At 71.2% G+C, this 20,053-nt stretch carries 23 protein-coding genes; 13 read left to right on the forward strand and 10 right to left on the reverse strand.

Going from position 1 to position 20,053, the window contains the following annotated elements; genetic code table 11:
* Positions 1-1,027: 1,027 nt before the first annotated feature.
* Positions 1,028-1,843 (forward strand): hypothetical protein, encoded by an 816-nt coding sequence (locus tag ACPXB1_RS17755; protein WP_355595016.1) that lies wholly within the window; start codon positions 1,028-1,030, stop codon positions 1,841-1,843.
* Positions 1,844-1,900: 57 nt separating this feature from the next.
* On the forward strand, positions 1,901-2,875 hold the full coding sequence (locus ACPXB1_RS17760) for a pirin family protein (protein ID WP_355595014.1): 975 nt from the start codon (positions 1,901-1,903) through the stop codon (positions 2,873-2,875).
* 410 nt (positions 2,876-3,285) lie between these two features.
* On the opposite strand, the gene ACPXB1_RS17765 is transcribed toward ACPXB1_RS17760, so the two are convergent.
* On the reverse strand, positions 3,286-3,954 hold the full coding sequence (locus ACPXB1_RS17765) for a DUF1345 domain-containing protein (RefSeq protein WP_425735539.1): 669 nt from the start codon (positions 3,952-3,954) through the stop codon (positions 3,286-3,288).
* A 33-nt stretch (positions 3,955-3,987) separates the two neighbouring features.
* Positions 3,988-4,263 carry a DUF2795 domain-containing protein gene (locus ACPXB1_RS17770; RefSeq protein ID WP_355595010.1) on the reverse strand — a complete coding sequence of 92 codons (276 nt, stop codon included), beginning with the start codon at positions 4,261-4,263 and terminating at the stop codon, positions 3,988-3,990.
* A 155-nt stretch (positions 4,264-4,418) separates the two neighbouring features.
* Between ACPXB1_RS17770 and ACPXB1_RS17775 the strand changes: the two genes are divergently transcribed.
* From ACPXB1_RS17775 to ACPXB1_RS17795, 5 genes are all read left to right on the forward strand, one after another.
* Positions 4,419-4,829, forward strand: a complete 411-nt coding sequence (locus ACPXB1_RS17775; protein WP_355595008.1) for a DUF2267 domain-containing protein — start codon at positions 4,419-4,421, stop codon at positions 4,827-4,829.
* Between the two features lie 207 nt (positions 4,830-5,036).
* Positions 5,037-6,059 (forward strand): TerC/Alx family metal homeostasis membrane protein, encoded by a 1,023-nt coding sequence (locus tag ACPXB1_RS17780; RefSeq protein ID WP_355595006.1) that lies wholly within the window; start codon positions 5,037-5,039, stop codon positions 6,057-6,059.
* A gap of 76 nt (positions 6,060-6,135) precedes the next feature.
* Positions 6,136-6,735 (forward strand): sulfite oxidase-like oxidoreductase, encoded by a 600-nt coding sequence (locus ACPXB1_RS17785; RefSeq protein ID WP_355595004.1) that lies wholly within the window; start codon positions 6,136-6,138, stop codon positions 6,733-6,735.
* Positions 6,728-7,507 carry a ferredoxin reductase gene (locus ACPXB1_RS17790; protein ID WP_355632420.1) on the forward strand — a complete coding sequence of 260 codons (780 nt, stop codon included), beginning with the start codon at positions 6,728-6,730 and terminating at the stop codon, positions 7,505-7,507. The genes ACPXB1_RS17785 and ACPXB1_RS17790 overlap by 8 nt, the downstream gene beginning before the upstream one ends.
* An 82-nt stretch (positions 7,508-7,589) precedes the next feature.
* Complete coding sequence (locus tag ACPXB1_RS17795) at positions 7,590-7,883, forward strand: DUF6510 family protein (protein WP_355595000.1); 294 nt, start codon at positions 7,590-7,592, stop codon at positions 7,881-7,883.
* A gap of 67 nt (positions 7,884-7,950) precedes the next feature.
* Here the strand turns inward: ACPXB1_RS17795 and ACPXB1_RS17800 are convergent, their stop codons facing one another.
* Both ACPXB1_RS17800 and ACPXB1_RS17805 read right to left on the reverse strand, forming a co-directional pair.
* Positions 7,951-8,541, reverse strand: coding sequence for a carboxymuconolactone decarboxylase family protein (locus ACPXB1_RS17800; RefSeq protein ID WP_355632417.1), 591 nt, complete (start codon positions 8,539-8,541; stop codon positions 7,951-7,953).
* Positions 8,542-8,747: 206 nt separating this feature from the next.
* A complete protein-coding gene (locus ACPXB1_RS17805; RefSeq protein ID WP_355594996.1) occupies positions 8,748-9,575 on the reverse strand; it encodes a DinB family protein in 828 nt (275 codons plus the stop codon).
* Positions 9,576-9,584: 9 nt separating this feature from the next.
* Between ACPXB1_RS17805 and ACPXB1_RS17810 the strand changes: the two genes are divergently transcribed.
* From ACPXB1_RS17810 to ACPXB1_RS17825, 4 genes are all read left to right on the forward strand, one after another.
* Entirely contained in the window at positions 9,585-9,872 is a 288-nt protein-coding gene (locus ACPXB1_RS17810) for a hypothetical protein (RefSeq protein ID WP_355594994.1), read from the forward strand.
* 117 nt (positions 9,873-9,989) lie between these two features.
* Positions 9,990-10,847 carry an alpha/beta fold hydrolase gene (locus ACPXB1_RS17815; RefSeq protein ID WP_355594992.1) on the forward strand — a complete coding sequence of 286 codons (858 nt, stop codon included), beginning with the start codon at positions 9,990-9,992 and terminating at the stop codon, positions 10,845-10,847.
* Between the two features lie 123 nt (positions 10,848-10,970).
* Entirely contained in the window at positions 10,971-11,687 is a 717-nt protein-coding gene (locus ACPXB1_RS17820; RefSeq protein ID WP_355595082.1) for a VOC family protein, read from the forward strand.
* 172 nt (positions 11,688-11,859) lie between these two features.
* Positions 11,860-12,387: a GNAT family N-acetyltransferase gene (locus tag ACPXB1_RS17825; RefSeq protein ID WP_355594990.1), complete on the forward strand. Its 528-nt coding sequence runs from the start codon at positions 11,860-11,862 to the stop codon at positions 12,385-12,387.
* Between the two features lie 129 nt (positions 12,388-12,516).
* Here the strand turns inward: ACPXB1_RS17825 and ACPXB1_RS17830 are convergent, their stop codons facing one another.
* Positions 12,517-13,968, reverse strand: a complete 1,452-nt coding sequence (locus ACPXB1_RS17830; RefSeq protein ID WP_355632411.1) for a M20/M25/M40 family metallo-hydrolase — start codon at positions 13,966-13,968, stop codon at positions 12,517-12,519.
* A 115-nt stretch (positions 13,969-14,083) separates the two neighbouring features.
* Between ACPXB1_RS17830 and ACPXB1_RS17835 the strand changes: the two genes are divergently transcribed.
* Positions 14,084-15,385 (forward strand): NAD(P)/FAD-dependent oxidoreductase, encoded by a 1,302-nt coding sequence (locus tag ACPXB1_RS17835; protein WP_355594986.1) that lies wholly within the window; start codon positions 14,084-14,086, stop codon positions 15,383-15,385.
* Between the two features lie 26 nt (positions 15,386-15,411).
* Here ACPXB1_RS17835 and ACPXB1_RS17840 read toward each other — a convergent pair whose 3' ends face one another.
* From ACPXB1_RS17840 to ACPXB1_RS17850, 3 genes are all read right to left on the reverse strand, one after another.
* Positions 15,412-16,569 carry an AI-2E family transporter gene (locus tag ACPXB1_RS17840; RefSeq protein ID WP_425735540.1) on the reverse strand — a complete coding sequence of 386 codons (1,158 nt, stop codon included), beginning with the start codon at positions 16,567-16,569 and terminating at the stop codon, positions 15,412-15,414.
* Between the two features lie 117 nt (positions 16,570-16,686).
* Positions 16,687-17,466 (reverse strand): spermidine synthase, encoded by a 780-nt coding sequence (locus ACPXB1_RS17845; RefSeq protein ID WP_355632406.1) that lies wholly within the window; start codon positions 17,464-17,466, stop codon positions 16,687-16,689.
* 100 nt (positions 17,467-17,566) lie between these two features.
* Entirely contained in the window at positions 17,567-18,544 is a 978-nt protein-coding gene (locus tag ACPXB1_RS17850; RefSeq protein WP_355632234.1) for a DUF2267 domain-containing protein, read from the reverse strand.
* A gap of 201 nt (positions 18,545-18,745) precedes the next feature.
* On the opposite strand from ACPXB1_RS17850, the gene ACPXB1_RS17855 reads away from it, so the two are divergent.
* A complete protein-coding gene (locus ACPXB1_RS17855; RefSeq protein WP_355594978.1) occupies positions 18,746-19,060 on the forward strand; it encodes a hypothetical protein in 315 nt (104 codons plus the stop codon).
* Positions 19,061-19,162: 102 nt separating this feature from the next.
* Here the strand turns inward: ACPXB1_RS17855 and ACPXB1_RS17860 are convergent, their stop codons facing one another.
* Together ACPXB1_RS17860 and ACPXB1_RS17865 are read right to left on the reverse strand one after the other, a co-directional pair.
* A complete protein-coding gene (locus tag ACPXB1_RS17860) occupies positions 19,163-19,510 on the reverse strand; it encodes an STAS domain-containing protein (RefSeq protein ID WP_355594976.1) in 348 nt (115 codons plus the stop codon).
* Positions 19,511-19,577: 67 nt separating this feature from the next.
* The gene (locus ACPXB1_RS17865; RefSeq protein ID WP_425735541.1) at positions 19,578-19,982 is read right to left on the reverse strand and encodes an STAS domain-containing protein; all 405 of its coding nucleotides are present in this window, start codon (positions 19,980-19,982) and stop codon (positions 19,578-19,580) included.
* Positions 19,983-20,053: the final 71 nt, after the last annotated feature.

Here is a 20,053-nt window from a genome sequence, read left to right on the forward strand (position 1 = left end):
GCCTTCCTCAAGGGTTTGAAGCAGGTCGACGGCTGGCAGGACATGCCGCTGACCGTGGCCGCGCAGACCGTCCAGGTCTCCGCCTACCCGGACGCCTACGCCCAGTGGGAGCAGCAGGCCGCCGACCTCGTCGCCCAGCACTGGAACAGCTGACCCACCCGCATGACGCACTGACTGATGGCCGGCACCACCCAACACAGGGTGCCGGCCATCGGCATGACAACCCACCACCGATGGCCGGCACCTCGAACCCGAAGGTGCGGGCCATCGGCATTTCAACCACGGCCGCTGGCCGGCACCTCCAACCCTGGGCGTCTACCAGCGGCTGACAACCACCACTGATGGCTGGCACCCATGAACGCGGGGTGCCAGCCATCGGCATGGCAACGACGGTGGCCGGCACCTCTCAACACGGGTGCCACGATCGGCACGTCCGGCCAATGCGGGTGCCGCCATCGGCACGTCCGGCGAGGTGTCCCCGGGCAGGAAGCCGGGGTTTGCGCAGGTTGGACAGTTGTGGGGCGCCGGCAGCGGAACGCCCACCCGGACAGCAGGCGACCCCCATTATGGCGGTGCGGCAGCTGACTGTTGGCCAACCGGAATTGTCCGGGATGCGGTGGTCGGCGACGGAGGGGAGTGGCGTGGTCAGCGCGGAGTGATCCGTTTCGCCTGCGGGTACGTACCCACCGGCGGGGACCGGCGGAGGGACGCAGACATGACCGCAGTGGGGAACGAAAAAGATCATCAGGCGGGCCCGGAGCCGTCGCGTGATTCGGAGCGACCGCGTAGCGCTGAGCAATCGCGTGGGTCGGCGACGCCGCAAGGAGTTGAGCCACCGCAAGGAGTTGAGCCACCGCAAGGAGTTGAGCCACAGCAAGGAGTTGAGCCACCGCGCGAGCCGGAGCCACCGCGTGGGCCCGAGCCATCACATGAGCCGGCGACGCTGCGTGGCGCTGAGCCGCCACGTGGGACTGAGCTACCGGCCGACGCTGAGCGGCGTACGAGATGGTCCGTTGGCGCTCGGCTGTTGCTGGCTGCCGCCTTCGTCGTGTTGGTCCTGGGTGCCGCCGCCGTCGTCGTGATCATCGCCGCGCCGAACCGCCTCGGCATGACCTACTCCAGCGCGCCCGACGACAGCAGGCAAGGCAACAAAGCAGACGGCAGCAGACCAGACGGCAGCAGACCAGACGGCAGCGGGCCGGGCGGTGAGGGCGCGGCGGCGGTTGCCGAGCATACGGTGACGGCGCCGCTGGCGGGACGTGAGCAGGCTACCTTCGTGCTCGCGGACGGGCTGGCCTCGTTCGACCTGCGGGTGGCCGACCTGGGCGACGACCTGTACCGGATGAGCAGCCCGGCCGGGTCGAGCGTGACAGTGCGGCCGACGGTGCGAGGTGAGACCGTCCGGCTGGGCGTGGTGGCCAGCGGCGAGACCGGGGAGCGGGCGGCGCGGGTGCTTCTCAACGAGCGGGTCGCCTGGCGTCTTCAACTCGTCGGCGGCGTACGCGAGCAGGTGCTCGACCTGGCCCGGGCGCGGCTGCTGGGCGTGGAGCTCGTGGGTGGCTCGGCCCGTAGCGAGGTGATCCTTCCGCCGGTGCGTGGAGGCACGACGACTGTGCGGTTGACGGGCGGTACCAGTCAGCTCGACGTCCGGGTGCCGGGTTCGCCTCCGGTGCGGGTCCGGGTTGTAGCGGGTGCCGGTTCGGTAGCGGTGCCGGACGAGCGCTGGTCCGGGGTGGCCGCGGGCTCGTTGTTGAGTACGCCGGGGTGGGACCGGTCGACGGATCGGCTCTTCCTCGACCTGGTGGCGGGCGCGGGAGTGGTCACGGTGACCACCGTCCAATGATCCGCTGGTGCGCGGGGATGCCGGGGAAATGTCGGGGCGCGAGCGTACAGTCGGGCGGTGGAGCGTACCGAATCGATGCTGGCGGAGACCCGACCACCCGGCGTGGCCGACGCGGATCCGGGCAGCGTGCTGCTGCCCGGCCACGACGTGCCGTTGGGGCGTTACACGACGGTCCGTCGGCTGTTGCCGCAGCGTCCGCGCCGGATGGTGGGCGCCTGGTGTTTCGTGGACCACTTCGGCCCGGACGACGTGGCGGAGCGTCCCGGCATGGAGGTGCCGCCGCACCCGCACACCGGCCTGCAGACGGTGACCTGGCTACTCGACGGCGAGATCATCCACCGGGACAGCCTCGGCAACGTCCAGCCGATCCGGCCCGGTCAGCTCAACGTGATGACGTCCGGGCACGGCATCTCCCATTCCGAGCGGTCGCCGGCCACGCATCCGCCGGTGATGCACGGCGTGCAGCTGTGGGTGGCGCTGCCGGACCCGGCTCGGGCGGGTTCGGCGGCCTTCGCGCACCACGCCGACCTGCCGCGCTGGCGCGACGACGACGTGACCTTCACTCTCCTTGTCGGCGACTTCGCCGGGCAGCGGTCCCCGGCGGTGGTGCACACACCGCTGGTGGGCGTGCAGCTGGAGCTGAGTGGTGAGGCGCCGGCGACGCTGCCGTTGCGGCCCGATTTCGAGTACGCAGTGCTGGCGATGTCCGGGTCCGCGGAGGCTGCCGGGGTCGGGTTCGAGCCGGGGGCGCTGCTCTACCTGGGTACGGGCCGTTCGGAGGTGACAGTGCGCGGCGGGACGGGGGCCCGGTTACTGCTGCTGGGCGGCGCGCCGTTCGAGGAACCGCTGGTGATGTGGTGGAACTTCGTCGGTCGCTCGCACGAGGAGGTCGTCGCCGCCCGGGAGGACTGGATGGCCGGGGGCGAACGCTTCGGTGTGGTCGCCGACGACGCGGCGCCCCCGCTGCCAGCGCCGGCCCTGCCCAGCACCCGACTCAAGGCCCGTGACCGCACCGGCGGCCTGCACGGCTGACCTGCCCGATCGGTGACGGCGGCCGACGCAGCGCGACGCGAACCGGTGAGGTCATGCAGACAGCGGACAGCACGCCGAGATCGACCACCTCGGAAGTGCACTGGCCCACAGTTTGGCAAAATCTGACCGTACGGAGGATGTTGTGTCGTAGGGTTGGACCCGGCAGTGCTGGCCGCTCGGTTCGAGCGGGCATCCACCGCTGGGTGGCCGCGATCCGGTTCGGGCGCGGTTCATCGCCTGGGCAGGTTTGCGTGGCGCCCCTGGTCGCGGTTCGTGGCCTCGGGGCGCCCGCCTGTCCCGGCGCTCCTGACACGCGTCGACGCGATCGGTAGAGCGCCCCCCATCGCCACCTCCCAGCGCCCCAGCGCCCGCGCCGCGCCCGGCGGCGGCCGCAACAAACACGGCACCCCTCAGCGGGCCAGACCGGCCAGCAGGTTAACCGTGACGGCGATGATGAACGCCCCGAACAGGTACGACAGCAGCGAATGGCGCAGCACGGTCCGCCGCATCTCATTGCTCGTGAGGTTGGTGTCGGAGACCTGGAACGTCGTCCCGATGGTGAAGGCGACGTACGCGAAGTCGGCATAGCAGGGCGGTTCGGCCTGGTTGAAGTTCACCCCGCCGTCCGGGCCGGTGTAGTAGATCCGGGCGTACCGGGCGGCGAACACGGTGTGCACGACAAGCCAGGAGAGCAGCACGCTCAGCACGCCCAGGCCGCCGGACAGGTCGCGGACCAGACCCGGCGGCGACGAGCGCGCGCTGGCGACGACAAGTCCCACGGCGAGCAGGCTGGCGATGCACGCCACCAACAGGAGCACGTCACGGATGGCCCGGTTGGGATCCTCGTAGACAGCCAGCCGCGCGGTCCGGGTGGCGTCCAGCGGCCAGATCGTGCGCCACACGTACACCAGCCAGGTGAGCGCGGCGGCGTCCCAGCCGGCAAGCGGGGCGAGCGGCGGTGACACCGTGATGGCGAAGGCGCCGCCGGCGACGATCCCGACCACTGCCACCACGACGACCTGCGCCGAGGCGGGGGTGTGTCCGTCCGGGCCGCGGGACAGCGGACGCCTGCCGGTCATCCGGGCGGCCCGGCCGAATCTGTCACCGTCGGGTCAGATGCCGCGGAGGTGTTGCGACACCCGGTTGTGTTTCTTGTCCCGGGCCTGCTCGGCACGCTGCGCCGGGCTCACCTCGGGCGCGGCGTCGATGCCGGCGGACCGGGCGACCTCGTTTCCGTTGGCGTAGTCCACGGCCGGCGGCAGTGCGCGCAGCGCCTTCAACACGTCCGGCGGGGCACCTTCCCGTTCGGCCTCGCGGACCACGTCGTCCTTCTCGGCCGGGTAGTCCAGGCTCGACAGGTACTGCAGGACGTCGGCGTAGCTCGCCATAACAGCGGCTCCTCGTGGCATCGATGTGGTCACGACCGGCGGCGGTTACCCGCCCGCCGCCTGCTCACGCCGGGCCGGCGCAGGAAATCGGCGCCGTTTCCGTCGCGCCGCCGCGGGTACCCGCAGGCGCCGTCGACAAGCCCGAGGGGGTACGCATGAACTACGACACCTTTGTCGACCAGGTTTCCCAGCGCACTGCTACGTCGTCCGAGCAGGCGGTCGAGCTGACCCGTGCGGTGCTGGAGACGTTCGCCGAGCGGTTGACCGGTGGCGAGGTGCTGGACCTGGCCGCCCAGTTGCCGAAGCCCCTGCAACTGGTGTTGAAGCCGAGCCCCAGTACCGAGCAGGCTGACCGGTTCGGGGCGGCCGAGTTCGTGGCGCGGGTTGCGTTGCGCGCGGGCGTGGACGAGATTGCCGCCCGCGACGCCGTCCGGGCGGTCTTCACCACGCTGCGCGAGGCGATCACCGGCGGGGAGTTCGACGACGTGGCCACTCAGCTCCCGCGCGACTACCGCGACCTGGTGGAACAGGCGATGGCTCCCGGCGCGACGCTGCGCCGTGCCTGACGATCGGTACCTACAGCGGTTGGCCAGGGCAACCATCGGTGTCCCGCTTGGCGCGGTGATTCAGGCTGGCCTAACCTGGTCGTGCGAGGGGAGTACTTCCCACGAACCATACCGGTCAGTACGGCGCGCCCGGCGCGCCTCGGGTGGTTGCCCATCTCCGATGGGTGAAGGAGACCTCGAACATGACATGGTGTTCGAGGAGACCTGATGACCGAATTGTCGCCCCTGTCCGCCGCGAGCTCACTGTCGTCGGTGGGTACGCCCACCCTCTGGGCGGTGACGATCGTCGGCGTGCTGGTGCTGCTCGTCCTGGACTTCCTGGTGACGCGCCGCCCGCATGAGGTGTCCATGCGGGAAGCGGTCGGCTGGTCGGCGTTCTACATCGCGCTGCCGCTGGCCTTCGGCGGCTGGGTGTGGGCCCGCTACGGCTCCCAGCAGGGCGTGGAATACCTGACCGGTTACCTGGTCGAGAAGTCCCTCTCGGTCGACAACCTCTTCGTCTTCATGCTGCTGCTGGCCGCGTTCGCGGTGCCGTCCGTGCTCGCCCAGCGGGTGCTGCTCTACGGCATCGCCGGTGCGCTGGTACTGCGCGGTGTCTTCATCGCCCTGGGCGCGGCGGCGCTCCAGACCCTCGACTTCGCGTTCCTGCTCTTCGCGATCATCCTCCTCGCCACGGCGGCGAAGCTGCTGCGTGACGCCCTCTCCGGGCACCAGCAGGAAGTCGACATCAACAAGATGCGGTCGGTGCGGCTGCTGCGCAAGATCATGCCAGTGGTCAACGAGTACCACGGCACCAAGATGACCGTCCGGCAGGGCGCGAAGCGGGCGCTCACCCCGTTCGCCCTGGTGGTGGTGGCGGTGCTGGCCACCGACATCGTCTTCGCCGTCGACTCGGTGCCTGCGGTCTACGGCATCACCGAGGACCCGTACCTGGTCTTCGCCACGAACGCCTTCGCCCTGTTGGGCCTGCGGGCGCTCTACTTCGTCCTGCACGCCGCGTTGAGCCGGCTCGTGCACCTCAGCTACGGCCTGGCCATCATCCTTGCGTTCATCGGTCTCAAGCTCGGCCTGCACTGGGCGCACGGCATCTGGGACAACGTGCCGGAGATCCCCACCCTCGCCTCGCTCGGCGTGATCATCGGTGTGCTCGTGGTGGTCACCCTGACCAGCCTGCGCGCCACCCGGGGGCAGCAACCCGACCGCCGCGAGGTCGTCTCCGAGCGGCACTGACGCCGGCACGCCGGCACGACGAGGGGGTACGCGGGAAAGGTCCCGCCCCGGCCGACGCGAATGGTACGACTGTGCAATGGGAATCGTGTCACCGGGCTTTCAGGGTCGGCCCCGATCACAGGAGCCGACCCTGCCCCCTGGGCAGTACCTGACCGAGGACTTTCCGGTGCTCTCCGCTGGCCCGACGCCCCGTGTGTCGCTGGACACCTGGGAGTTCGTCATCTCCGTCGAGAACGGCACCGAACGCCGGTGGTCGTGGCAGGAGTTGATGGCGCTGCCGCAGGAGACGCCGACGGTGGACATCCACTGCGTCACCCGCTGGTCGAAGCTCGGCACCACGTGGCAGGGCGTCTCACTGGACACGCTGCTCGACGGTGTGGACACCGGCGCGCACTACGCGCTTGCGCACTCCTACGGCGGCTACACCACGAACCTGCCACTGGACGACCTGCGCGGCGGCCGGGCCTGGGTGGCGCACACCTTCGACGGCGCGCCGCTGGCGCCGGAGCACGGCGGCCCGGCGCGGCTGCTGGTGCCACACCTGTACTTCTGGAAGTCCGCCAAGTGGGTGCGCGGCATCCGGCTCAAGACGATGGACCAGCCCGGCTTCTGGGAGACCGCCGGCTACCACGACTACGGCGACCCCTGGCGCGAACAGCGGTACCAGGGTGACTGAGCGCGCTGTCGCGGCGGGCACCCGACGCCCGACGCCGAACCGGTGGCAGGTGGGCCGGCTCGTGGAGCGCCGGGTGGAGACGCGGACCGCGCAGACCCTCGTGCTGGAGGTGCCGGACTGGCCGGGGCACCTGCCCGGGCAGCACGTCGACCTGCGGCTGACAGCGCCGGACGGCTACCAGGCCGCCCGGTCGTACTCGATCGCAGGGCCGGTGGTGGACGGCCCCGGCGGGCCGCGCATCGAGGTGACGGTGCAGCGGGTCCACGACGGCGAGGTGTCGCCGTACCTCATCGATGTTTTCGGTGTGGGCGACCCGGTGGAGGTGCGCGGACCGCTCGGCGGGTGGTTCATCTGGCGGCCGGAGCAGACCGAGCCGGTGCAGCTGCTCGGTGGCGGCTCCGGCGTCGTGCCGCTGATGGCGATGATCCGCGCCCGGCGGGCTGCGGGCAGCAGGGTGCCGTTTCGGCTGCTCTACTCGGTGCGCACCCCCGCCGATCTGATCTACGGCGACGAGTTGCGCCGCCGGGCCCGCGACGACTTCGGGCTGGACGTCGCGTATGTCTACACCCGTGAGGCGCCCGAGGGGTGGCGCGGCGAACCACACCGCATCGGGTTGGCCGACGTGAACACCCACGGCTGGCCACCGGATCTGGAACCGCTCACCTACGTCTGCGGCCCGACCGGGTTCGTGGAAACCGTCGCCGACCTGCTGGTGGGGCTCGGCCACCCGTCGCGGCGGGTCAAGACCGAACGTTTCGGCCCGACGGGCTGACGGCACCGCATCGCCCTGCTCCGCTTGCACCGCCCCGCTCGCCCCGCCTGCTTGCACCGCCCCGCTTCGTCGAGGAGACCCGATGACCGAGATGTCGTACCTGGACGGCAACATGCTCGACGGCCCGCTGCGTGAGCTGTTCGCCGTCGATCTGAGCACCGCGACGGGCCGCTGTGAGAACTGCGGGACGACCGGTTCGATGGCGAGCCTGCACGTCTTCGCCAACGCGCCCGGCATGGTCGCCCGTTGCCCGTCCTGCGAGGAGGTGATGCTGCGACTGGTCCGCGGGCCCGACCGGGCCTGGCTGGACCTGCGCGGCACCACCTACCTCCAGGTCCCGATGCCGATGGAGCAGCCGCGCCCCGGCCCGCTGTGACCGGGCCGCTCGGTCACGTGCGTGCGGCTGCGCCGCTCGGTCACGCGCGTGCGGCTGCGCCGCTCGGTCACGCGCGTGCGGCTGCGCCGCTCGGTTGCGCCAAAGGTGCCAGGCCGCACGACGCCGCCAGACCCTCGGCCTCGATGCCGAGGGCGACGTTGACCCGCGCGAACTGATTGGTCAACGCCACCCAGGCGGTCAGCTCCACCACCGCAGGTGCCCCGAGCTGTGCGACCAACCGGGCGGACAGCTCGTCGGTGACGGTGGGCGGCGTCTGCGACATCGCCTCGGCGTACTCCAGGACGTCGCGCTCCAACGGCGTGAAGACGTCCGACTCGCGCCAGCGCGGCACCTCGCGGGCCTTTGTCACGTCCAGGCCCTCGTTGTGCGCCTGGAAGTAGCCCAGGTCCAGGCAGAACGAGCAGCCGATCAACGATGCCACCGCCATGTGGGCGTACGACTTCAGGTCCTTGTCGCACTCGTTCCACTTACCGGCCCGTCGACCGCTGCCGAAGTTGAACTTCAGCACCTGCCGGTGGTGCCACAGCACACCGAGCCCGTCTGGCACCCGGCCGAGCATCTTCCTGCTGAACCTCTTCAGTACGGCGCCGTAGAGGCCCGTGATCTCGGCCGGGGGAATCCTTGTGTCGCCGGTCATTGCTCCTCCTCGTCGGGTGGTCTCGGCATGAGACACCGGCCGGGGCCGGCACGTGACAGAGCGCCGAGGTCAGCGAGGAGGTGTCACTCAGATGGCGTCACCGCAGTGGCGTCGGCGCACCACAGGGCGGCGGTAGGGCGGCGGCGACGTCGGCGGCGTTCTCGAATGCGGCTGCCGATCAGCCGATGGTTGCCGTCACCTGTCGATCACGGGTGGGCGGCGCTCGACTCGCGGCTCTGCGTATCGAGGTCACGCAGTGCGAATCGGAGGTGCTGCCACTCCTCGTCGAAGATCACATGAAGGCAGTGCACGACCGGCTCCTCGTGGTCGGGTGACCACGGGGTGGGCCGAGGCTCGGCGAGCAGCTCCGGTGTGACGGTGGCCAGGAAGCCGCGCACCATTGCCTGCCGCTCGGCGCGCAGCCGGAGCACCTCCGTGAAGCTGGGCTGCTCGGTGGCGAACACCGACATGTCGAAGCCGTCGGAGGCGTACTCGGTGTAGGGCTGGCCGAACGGGTGGAACGGCTGTGGCCGGCGCAGGACCGCCTTGCCCAGCCATGCGTCGGCGGCGAAGGCGAGATGCCGCAACGTCTGCGCGAACGACCACTCGCCGTCGACCGACACGTGGACGGCGCCCTCGGGCATCGCCGTGGCCCGCTCGGTCGCCGCCGCCCAGGCCCGCTCGGTCGCCGCCCACGCCGTGCGCAGGGCATCGGGTTGCGTCGCCTGCCTCAACTCGCGCCCCGGGAACCGCCGGTTCAGCTCCGCTTCGACGAGCGGCACGACGTCCACACCGTTTACCAGCAGTGTGCCGTCGGCCAGCCACGGTGCGTCGATGTCGAGCCCGTTGACGTCGACGCCGCGCATCACCGCCCCGGCCAGCGTCGACCTGTGGAACCGTGCACCCCGCAGGTCCCTGTCGACGAACGTCGCGTAGTCGCCCTGGCCCATCGCGCCCTCCCCGTTGACGGTTGCGGTGACGGTAACGGGCGGGTCCGACAACACCGGCGGATCGCTGTCACTGGCGTGCTGCACGATGCCGTCATGACCGTCATCGTGGAGATCCACGTACCGCTGACACCGGCGCCGTCCGGCGAGGCCGGCACCTACGCGTACCAGTGGATCGACACGGTCGAGGCCTTCCTTGCCGAGCTGGAGGACGAGGGTGTGATCGAGGTGTACGACGACGGCGAGGAGGTCGACGACGTCTACGTCTTCTTCCTCAGCGGCGCGGACGAGGCAGGTCTGCTGGCCGCCGCCTCGCGGGTCGCGACTCTCGAAGGGGTGCCGGCCGGCGCATTCGCCGTGGTCACCGGCGATGCGGCGATCTGAGTAGCGCCGATGATCTTCTGCTGAGTAGTGTGGATCATCGGATGGTCGGCGGCCGTTCGCGTAGCGCGACGTGCGTGCCGCCGACGCCGCAGGGCACCAGAAAGTGAGTGTGGACAGATGCAACCGACGTTCGTACTGGTGCACGGAGCTTTCGCGAACTCGTTCTCATTCGCGCCACTCCAGGCCGAGCTCGGCCTCCTCGGGCACCGTTCGGTTGCCGTCGATCTTCCGGGGCACGGGTTCGCCGCTACGTACCCGCGGGCCTACCAGGCCCCGCAGGATCTCGAAGGGCTCGCCACCGCGCCCGGGGCCATCAGGTCCGTCACGCTCGCCGACAACGCCGCGCACCTCATCGGGACACTGGAGCGGGCCAAGCGGAACGGGCCCGTCATCCTCGTCTCACACAGCCGTGGCGGCATGACGGCCACGGTCGCAGCCAACCAGCGGCCCGACCTGATCGACCGCATCGTCTATGTCTCCGCCTGGTGCCCCGTCGACCTCCACGTCGGCGCCTACTACGCCGAGCCCGAGATGGCCACTGTCGACACCAAAGGCCTGGCGTCGGCAATGGTCGGGAACCCTGCCGAGCTCGGGCTGCTGCGCGCCAACTTCCGCACCGCCGACCCTGCCGTCCTCGCGGCCCTGAAGGCGGCTTTCCTCGCCGACGGGACGGACGAGGAGTTCATGGTCTTCCTCAACACCTTCCAGCCCGATGAGAACCTCGACGCCGGCACGCCCGGCGACCGGGCGCAGCCCGACAGTTGGGGGCGGATCCCCAGGACGTACGTGCGGCTGACCGAGGACACCTCGGTGCCGCTCGCCATGCAGGACCGGATGATCCGCGAGGGCGACGCGCTGACGCCGGAGAACCCCTACGACGTCCGTACGCTCACCAGCAGCCACCTGAAGTGGCTTGTCGACCCGGCACCGGCGGCCCGGGTTCTGGGTGACATCGCCGCGCTCCTGCCTGCCTGATCACCGCTCCGCTGCGAATACTCGGCTGCGCGCGACGCGCCTCAGTCCTAGGCTTCGGCCCCAAGGGCAGACCGGGCCGGCTGGTGGAGTCGCACGGTCGGCGGATCGGAGATGAACAGAGCGATGGCCAGCCAACTGTTCGCCGTGTGCTTCGACGCGAGTCAACCCCTGTGTGTCGCCCGGTTCTGGGCCGACCTCCTGGGTCGGGAGATGGTCGACGATCCACGCGATGGGGCAGTGGTGCTCCCGGATGACGACGTCGGGTTCCGGCTCCGCTTCGCGGCGACCGCCGACCCGAAGGTCGTGCAGAACCGGATGCACTTCGACCTGACGAGCGCATCCGCCGAGGAGCAGCAGCAGACGGTGGCACGGGCGCTGGAACTCGGCGCACGTCACATCGACGTCGGCCAGCTCCCGGAGGAGGGCCATGTGGTGCTCGCCGACCCCGAGGGCAACGAGTTCTGTGTCATCGAGGCGGGCAACAACTTCCTCGCGGGCTGCGGGTTCGTCGGGGCGCTGGCGTGTGACGGCTCGCAGGCCGTCGGATACTTCTGGAGTGAGGCGCTCGGCTGGCCGCTGGTCTGGGACCAGGACGAGGAGACCGCGATCCAGTCGCCGCGCGGCGGCGCGAAGATCACCTGGGGTGGGCCGCCGGCCGCGCCGAACGGTGGCCGGGACCGGGTGCGGTACGAGCTCGTCCCCGACGGTGATCACCAGGCGGAGGTTGACCGTCTGCTCTCCCTTGGCGCGACGCGCTTCGACACCGACCATGACGTGGCCGGGCGGGTGGCGCTTGCCGACCCCGACGGCACGGAGTTCCGAGTGCTGACGCCCCGGTAGCGCACAGCCCGGCCCGCCAGATGCCACTCGATCCAGGATCCGGTGGTCACGCGGGCCAGGGGAGACCACTGAATCGTGGTTCGAGCACTGCGCACGGGCACGCGCACGCGGCACAGACACAGGCACGCGCGGGTTGGACAACGGCCGCGCTGGTCGGTCAGAGTGGGCGGCCGTGAGATACCTGCGTACCGGCGGTCCCGCCGCGATCCGACGACCCCGCCCCACCGACGTCGACGAGTTCGTGGCCGCCGCGCGGCGCAGTCGGGACCTGCACCACCCGTGGCTGCTCGCGCCGAGCAGCCCCGAGGAGTACGCCGGATATCTGCGCAAGATCCGCCGCCGGGACAGCTCCGGTTACCTCATCTGCGACCGGGCCAGCGGTGACATCGCCGGCTACGTCACCATCAGCGGCATCGTGCTGGGCGCGCTGCGCGGCGGCTACCTGGGGTACGCGGCGTTCCAGCCGTACAGCGGCACCGGACATGCCTCGGCGGGCGTCGCCCTTGTCATCGACCACGCGTTCAGCGCTGGCGGCCTGCACCGGCTGGAGGCGAACATCCAGCCGGGCAACGAGCCGTCCCGGCGGGTGGCCCGCAAGTTGGGTTTCCGGCTGGAGGGCTTCTCCCCGGACTACCTGTTCATCGACGGCGCGTGGCGGGACCACGAACGGTGGGCGATCACCGCGCCGACCCCCACGTGACCGCCCGCCAAGATCCGCGCAACGTCAGGGAAAGTGCTGCCTCACCAACAGCTGAGGCAGCAGGATCCCTGACGTTGCGCGGATCTTGGCGGGCGGGCGGGCGGCGGCGCGCGGCGCCGCGCGGCGGTGTCAGCTGCCGGGGCGGGGGAAGGCCACCGGGCTGCGCAGGCCGTTGCTGTTGACCGCGCGGATGCCGAAGAACACGTTGTCCTTGGACAGGTCGATGCTGACCTCGGTGACGTCACCGACCGGGATCACGCGCTGCCACTCGGCGGCGGTGGTCTCCCGCCACACCACCTCGTACCCGGTCAGGTTCGGCTCGTCGCCGCGCTGCCAGCGCAGTGTGGTGTTGTTCGTCAGGTCGGTGGTGACGATGATGGCGCCCTTGGGTGTGCCGGGCGCCTGGGCCAGTGACCAGAGCGCCGCGCCGTTGACCCGGGCCACCCGGGCGATGTACGTGAAGTCGCAGAACTCGGGCAGGTCGCCGTACTGTTTGCCGTCCTGCACCCGGACGTCCTGGTGCTGGTGGGCGAAGTCCTCGTTGGGCTCGGTGAACCGGGCCGCCGGCCAGCCCTCCCGCAGGAACGAGATGTGGTCGCTGCCGCGCAGGTAGCGGTCCCGCCGGTAGATCACCCGTACGCGCATGCCGGTGTCGTCGTTGTCGGCCACGTCCCGGACGAACCGGGCGAGCTGCCGCGACGGCGAGTCGTTCTCGCCGCCGACGGACTGCCGGGTGGTGGCCTCCGCAGGTGTCTCCGCCGTCGGCACGCCCTCGGCGAACAGGCGCACCGAGTACGGGTCGCGGGTGCCGTCGTCGGCGGTGCTGCTGCCCACGATGTCGTCGCTGAACATGCCCTGCACGTCCGCGCCGGCTGCCTTGAGTTGCTGGGCCAGGTACGCAGACCCGTACAGGCCCTGCTCCTCGGCGGCGACCGCGGCGAACACGATGGTGGCCGCTGTGGGACGGGTGGCCATCAGGCGGGCCAGCTCCATGACGACGGCCACCCCCGACGCGTCGTCGTCGGCGCCCGGCGCGTCGCTCACGGCGTCCATCACGTCGGTGACCCGGGAGTCGTAGTGGCCGGTCACCACGTACGTCCGGTTCGGGGCGCTCTGACCCCGCACTGTGGCCACGACGTTGGTGATCCGGGTGGCGGTGGGGATCCGGGACGCGGGCTGCTGGACGTACGACTGGAGCTCGACTGTCATGCGGCCGCCGGACGTGGCCGCGTACTCCTGCATGCGGGCGTAAATCCAGTCCCGGGCGGCGCCGATGCCCCGGTGGGGGTCGTCCTGGTCGGAGAGGGTGTGTCGGGTGCCGAACGCGGCAAGCCGGCGCACGATCGCCTCGATCCGTCGGGGGTCGACCTGGCGCAGCAGGTCGCGCAGCTCACGGTCGGGGCGCTGGGGGCGGGCGGGGCGTCCGGGGCCGGCGGGGTGCGACGGGTTGGCGGTGGCGGGCGCGGTGAGCGCGGGCAGCGCGACGGTGGCGGCGGTCGCGGCGGTGGCGGCGGCCGAGGCGGACAGGAAGCTGCGGCGGGTGGGCTTCGTGGGCCGCTCGCCGGTCTGGTCTGATCCCATTCCGGCATCCTGCCCATCGATGGAGGTGTCTGTCCATATCGTCCGTCGTTGATGTTGTGCAGGTTCGGCGCGGGGTCGCACGTTTGTCCGGGGATTCGACGGGAAACGCCCCGCAATGACGAAACCTCGTGTGGTGATCGTGGGGGCCGGGTTCGCCGGTTACCACGCGGCGAAGACGTTGAGCCGGATCGCCCGGGACCGGGCTGAGATCGTGGTGCTCAACTCCACCGACTACTTCCTGTACCTGCCGCTGCTGCCCGAGGTGGCGGCCGGCGTGGTCGAGCCCAGACGGATCGCCGTGCCGTTGACCGGGACCCTCAAGGGCGTCCGGGTGGTCATCGGCGAGGCGGACCACGTCGACCTCCAGAACCGCTGGGTCGGTTTCACCCAGGCCGAGGGCGACCGCAACCGGCTGGCGTACGACAGGCTGATTCTCGCCGTGGGCAGCGTCAACAAGCTGCTGCCCATCCCGGGCGTCACCGAGTACGCGCACGGCTTCCGCGGCCTGCCTGAGGCTGTCTACCTGCACGATCACATCGTCCGCCAGATCGAGCTGGCCGAGCAGGCCGAGGACCCGGCGGAGCAGCAGGCGCGCGCCACGTTCGTGGTGGTCGGCGCGGGCTACACCGGCACCGAGGTCGCCGCCCACGGGCAGTTGTTCACCGACCGGCTGCACGCGCAGCGACCGCGGCTCACCGTCCGCCCCCGGTGGATGCTGCTGGACGTCGCCCCCCGTGTCCTGCCCGAGCTGGACAAGCGGATGTCGCGGACGGCCCACCGGGTGCTCGAAAGGCGCGGCGTCGACGTCCGGATGGGCACCTCGGTGGCCGAGGCGACCGCCGACGGGGTCAAGCTCACCGACGGCGAGTACGTGCCCACCTGCTCGCTCGTCTGGTGCGTCGGGGTGCGCCCCGACCCGTTCGTCAGCGAGCTGGGTCTGCGCACCGAGAAGGGTCGCCTGGTCGTCGACGAGTTCCTCAACGTCCCCGGCTATCCCGAGGTGTACGCCTGCGGCGACGCCTCCGCGGTGCCCGACCTGGCCCGACCCGGCGAGGTCTGCACGATGACCGCCCAGCATGCCCAGCGGCAGGGCAAGCTGGCCGCGCACAACATCGCCGCGTCGTACGGCTTCGGCCGGCGCAAGCCGTACAAGCACCACGACCTGGGGTGGGTCGTCGACCTGGGAGGCAAGGACGCGGCGGCGAACCCGTTGCAGGTGCCGCTGGCGGGCCTGCCGGCGAAGGCGGTCACCCGGGCGTACCACCTGATGGCGATGCCGGGAAACCGCACGCGCGTCGGTGCCGACTGGGCGTTGGACGCCGCGCTGACCCGTCCGGCGGTCCAGCTCGGTCTGGTGCCGGCGAACGCCGTGCCGCTGGAGAGCACCTCGCCCGAGGTCGCGGCCCGCGCCCGCTGAGCTTCCGCCGATCCGGCCGCTGCTGCTCAGCCGCGAGGCGAGTCGGCGGCCCCGGCGCCACCGGTCGGCCCAGCGCCACCTCGGGGCTCGGCGCCACCTTCGGGCTCTGCGCCAGCTTCGGGTTCGACGCCGTCGGCGGCGGGTGCCGGGCGGAACCGGCGCGGGCCGTACTCGCGGAGCAGTGTCTGCACGATGCCCGCGGCCGGGATGGCCAGCAGCGCGCCGAGCAGCCCGGCCAGCTCCACCGCGAGCAGCACGCTCACCAGCACGGTCAGTGGGTTGAGCCGGACCGCGCGGGACAGGATGAGCGGCTGGAGCAGGTGGTTCTCCACCTGCTGGTAGACCACGAAGAAGACGAGCACGATGATCCCGGCGGTGGGGGAGTGCAGGAAGCCGGCACCGGTGGCGATCACCGCGCCGAGCGTCGCGCCGACAAGCGGTATCAGGTCGGTCACCGCCACCAGCAGGGCGATCACCCCGGCGAACGGCACGCCGAGGACCGTCAGCACCACGAACGTCAACGCCCCGCAGATCACGCTGATCAGCAGGTTTCCGGTGAGATAGCCGGTGATGGTCCGCGACACCTGCTGGCCCACCCGGCGCAGCCGCTCACCCCGACCGTCCCCGGCCGCCGCGAGCACGCCGCCGGTGATCCGCGGGGCTTCCAACACCATGAGGTACGCGAGCACGACGACAGTGACCAGCCCTGTGATCGTCTCCACGATGGCGCGTAGCACCACCACAGCGGGTTGACGCAGCCGGGTGCCGACATCGCGCAACTCGTCGGAGTGGTCGCTGAGGTAGCGCCGGGCGCCGGTGCGTTCCAGAAGCTGCCCCAGCGGGCCGCGCCCGGCGCGCGCGTCGCGCACCATCTCGGGTGCCCGGTCGGCGAAACGGCCCACATCGTCCAGGAGCGGCACCAGGATGAGCGTGGCGACGACGGCAAAGATCACGAACGCGCCGAGGAACACCAGCAGCGTGGCCAGCGCCCGCCGCCTGACGAACCGGCGTTGCAGCCGGTCCACTGCCGGCTTGAGCGCGATGGCGAAGAAGGCGGCCACCACGACCCAGATCAGCACCCGGTGTGTCGCGTACACGAAGACCAGCGCGAGTGCGGTCGCCAGCACCAGGCCGATCACGATCAGGGCGCGGCGGGCGGTCGCCCGATCGTCGGCGTTGCTCACCTGCCGCGCCTTCCCCACGCGCGGCGTCGGAAACCCGGCATTGCGGCCGGCACCGGTGCTTTGCGGGCCTCCCGTACGCCCCGACGGGCCCGAGACCGTCGGTCGGCGCGGGGGCCGTCAGTCGGCGTCTGTGTACGGCTGGGCGCCGGCGACGAACGTGTCGAGGGCGGCGGCGTGCAGCAGACCACCGGGCACCGGATCCCGCAGTGCGGCCACCGCCAGCCGGCCGACAGGCAGCCCACCCGGCCGGGGCGTCGCGGCGAGCACCAGGTTGCCGTAGCGCCGTCCCCGCAACATCCGGCGGTCGCCGAGCACGCACACGTCGCCGAAGACCGCCCGCAGCGTCGCCACCTGCACGCGGGTACCGACCAGCGGCGGCAGGTCGGTGACGTTCACCAGGTACAGCCCGCCGGGGCGCAGCGTGCGGGCCACCTCGGCGGCGAACTCCACGCTGCGGACGTGCCGGGGCATCAGGGCCGCCCGGTAGATGTCGGCTATCACCAGGTCGTACCCGTCGGGCGGGGCGGCGGTGACCGCGTCCCGGGCGTCGGCGACCTCGACCCGCACCTCCGGTGGCAGCGGTGGCAGTTCCCGGGCGACAAGGTCGACGACCTCCCGGTCCCGCTCGACGACCAGTTGCCGGGAGCCTGGCCGGGTGGCGGCCAGCCAGCGCGGCAGCGTCAACGCCCCGCCGCCCAGGTGCAGCACGTCCAGCGGGGCACCTGCCGGTGCCGCGATCTGCGCCGCCGAGGCGATCCGCCGGACGTACTCGAAGTGCAGATGAAGAGGATCCTCGACGTCCACGTACGACTGCTCGACACCGGCGGCGAGCAGCGTGCGTCCGGTGCGGCGAACCGGATCGGCGACAAGCTCCAACCGGTCGGCAGCGCGGCTCATGAGGGGCACGCTACCGAGCGGCCGTCAGCGCGCACCGACGGGCCGGCGGCGCGGGAGCGTACCCCGCGTCGCCGGCCCTCGCGTGCGTCGGTGTTGCCGGTCAGCCGCTGGCCATCCCGGCGCCCACCTCGTCGATCGCGTCGTCGATCGAGTGGGCGAGGTCCACGTCGAGCGCCGTCACCCCGTCGGCCTGGGTGGTGCGCACTGTCAGCACGGCAGCCGTGCCACCGGGGCGTCCGATGCTCGGGCCGCGTCCGGTCTCCCGGCGCAGCCGGTCGAGCCGGTCCAGCACCCGGTCCAGGTTGTCCGGCGGCAGCGCGAGCACCCGGTACAGGCCGTCGCTGTCGCCCGCCCAGTAGGGCAGGTCGTCCAGGGCCGCCCGCAGCTGGGCGTCGTCGAGCGTTGGCGTGGCCGTGGAGGCGCCGACGATGCCGCCGCCGGCAGCCGGCGGGTTCAGCAGCTCCCGCAAACCGTCGGGTACGTGCAGCGACTCGACAAGGTCACCGTCGTGGTCGGCGAGCGCGGCGAGCGTCGCCTCGGCCTGATAGCGGGCCTGCTCGGGCGTACGCCCGCTGATCCGGCCCACCTCGGCCAGGAAGCCGGGCAGGTCCTGGTGCCGCTCGATGCCGTCGACGGGCACGACGTCGTGCAGCGAGTTCGGCACCGCCGCGAGCAGTCGTTGCCGCTCGGCGGCCTCCAGGGCGAAGGCCAGGACCAGCACTGTCGCCTCGGCGCCCACCTTGGCCGTCTTGAAGTCGACACCGGCGCGACGCCGGACGTCGTCGACGAGGTCGTGGTAGCCCACGCTCGTCACACCTGTCGAACTGTCGCTGAGCGGCGGCAGCGGGCGTGGATTGTCGGCGGTGCCGACGGGCGGCGGAGCCGGTCCACCGCGCGTGGTGTCCGACTTGTGCCGGCCGGCCGGCGGGGGGCCGTCCCGCTTGCTCTGTTCGAGGCTCGTGAGCTGCTTCGAGGCGCTCAGGCTCGCGCCGAACTGGCTGGGCTGTCTGCCCTGTTCCCGGGCCTGCCGGGCCAGTGTCCGGCGGCGCTGGTTGTCGCCCTCCATCTGCTTGCGCATGTGACACCTCTTCCGCTGGGGATCTGCTCGTGCGCCCGTCGCCTTCCCGCCGTCCCGGGAGCCGAAACGGGCCCTTCCGGCCGGGTAGGACCAGCGCTCGGACGGCTTCATCCGGCGCGGGTGAGGGGCGCTCACCCGCGCGTGGGCCAGCATCTGGTTCAGGACCGCAGTTCTTCCGAGGCACGCGGAAGGAAGGTCGTCATGAAACGGATCGTCGAGATCGTCCCCGCCCGACCCGGCTGGTACGCGCGCTGGCAGCTCACGCCGGACGCCACCCGCTGCTATCCGGTGAGCCTGTGGGCGCTGCTGGAGGAGGCCGACGGAACCGGCCGGGAAGTGGTCGGAATGGACTGTATCGGCCAGTGGCCAGGTGGGGACGACAACGAGATGGGTGGGGAGTTTGTCCGCTATCTGTACCACACGCCCGATTCGGGAGAACCCGAGGACGTCGACTCCGCACCGGCCGGTGAACTGCGCGAGACCGGCCCTCGACTCCAGCCGATGACCGCGCCCTAGACCTTCCTCAGGCCCCCGACCCCAGGTCCCAGGGTCGGGGGGCCACCCCCCCCTTTTCCCGAGCCTGAACGACACGCGGCCGTCAGTTGGCTGTCGTTGCCGTCAGCCGATGGCTCTTACGTTGTCGCCGTCGGCGATGCCGGTCTGCACTGCCAGCAGTTCGGTGAGGCCGGTGCGGTCGAGCATCTGCTGCACCTGGGGGCTGACCCCGCTCAGCACCATCGACTCGGCGGCGCGGTGCGCCATCAGCAGCGCGCTCAGCCCGGAGGAGTCGCAGAGGCTGACAGCGCTCAGGTCGATCGTCAACCGCTCGTGGCCCTCGCCCTGGAGGTCTGCCACCGCGCTGACCAGCTCGGGAGCGGTGTCGAAGTCGAGGTCGCCGCTCAGCCGCAACCGGGTGTGCCCGGCGTCGACCCGGGTCACCTCGATGGTCAACAGCTGCTGGGACATCCCACCATGTTCCCAGTCCCCGTACGCAACGCCAACCCGGGGGCGTGAACGGTCTGCCGCTGTCGGGTCACCCGGCGGCGGCCTGCCCGTGACCCGGTCCGGCGATCGCCCGGGGGGTGGCGGGCAGTTGTCGACCGAGCAGCCCGGCGACGCCGGTGATCTCCAGGATCGTCGCCAGGAACCGGGGGACCGCTCGCAGCAGCAGCGTCGTGTCGACGTGCTGCCCCACCCGCCAGCCGTGGACGATCACGGCGAGGCCGGTGCTGTCGATGAAGTCCAGGTCGGCGAAATCCAGCACGAGGGTGTGCGGCGCGTCGGCGAGCAACCGGTCGAGTTCGACGCGCAGCGGCGCCGACGTGGCGTACGCCAACTCGCCGCCGACCCGGATCAGGGGCCTGCCGGGATCGCTCTCGTCGATCGACATGCGCAGCGGTGCCGGGTTTGGTCGCAGCCCTGGGGATTGCACGATCACGCCCTTCCGGATGACTCCGGCCCGGCCGGTTCGAAGGGATCGTAACAACGGTCGACCGACAGCGCCCGGTA

This window comes from Micromonospora sp. DT68 (genome assembly GCF_049847245.1).
Classification (GTDB): domain Bacteria; phylum Actinomycetota; class Actinomycetes; order Mycobacteriales; family Micromonosporaceae; genus Micromonospora; species Micromonospora profundi.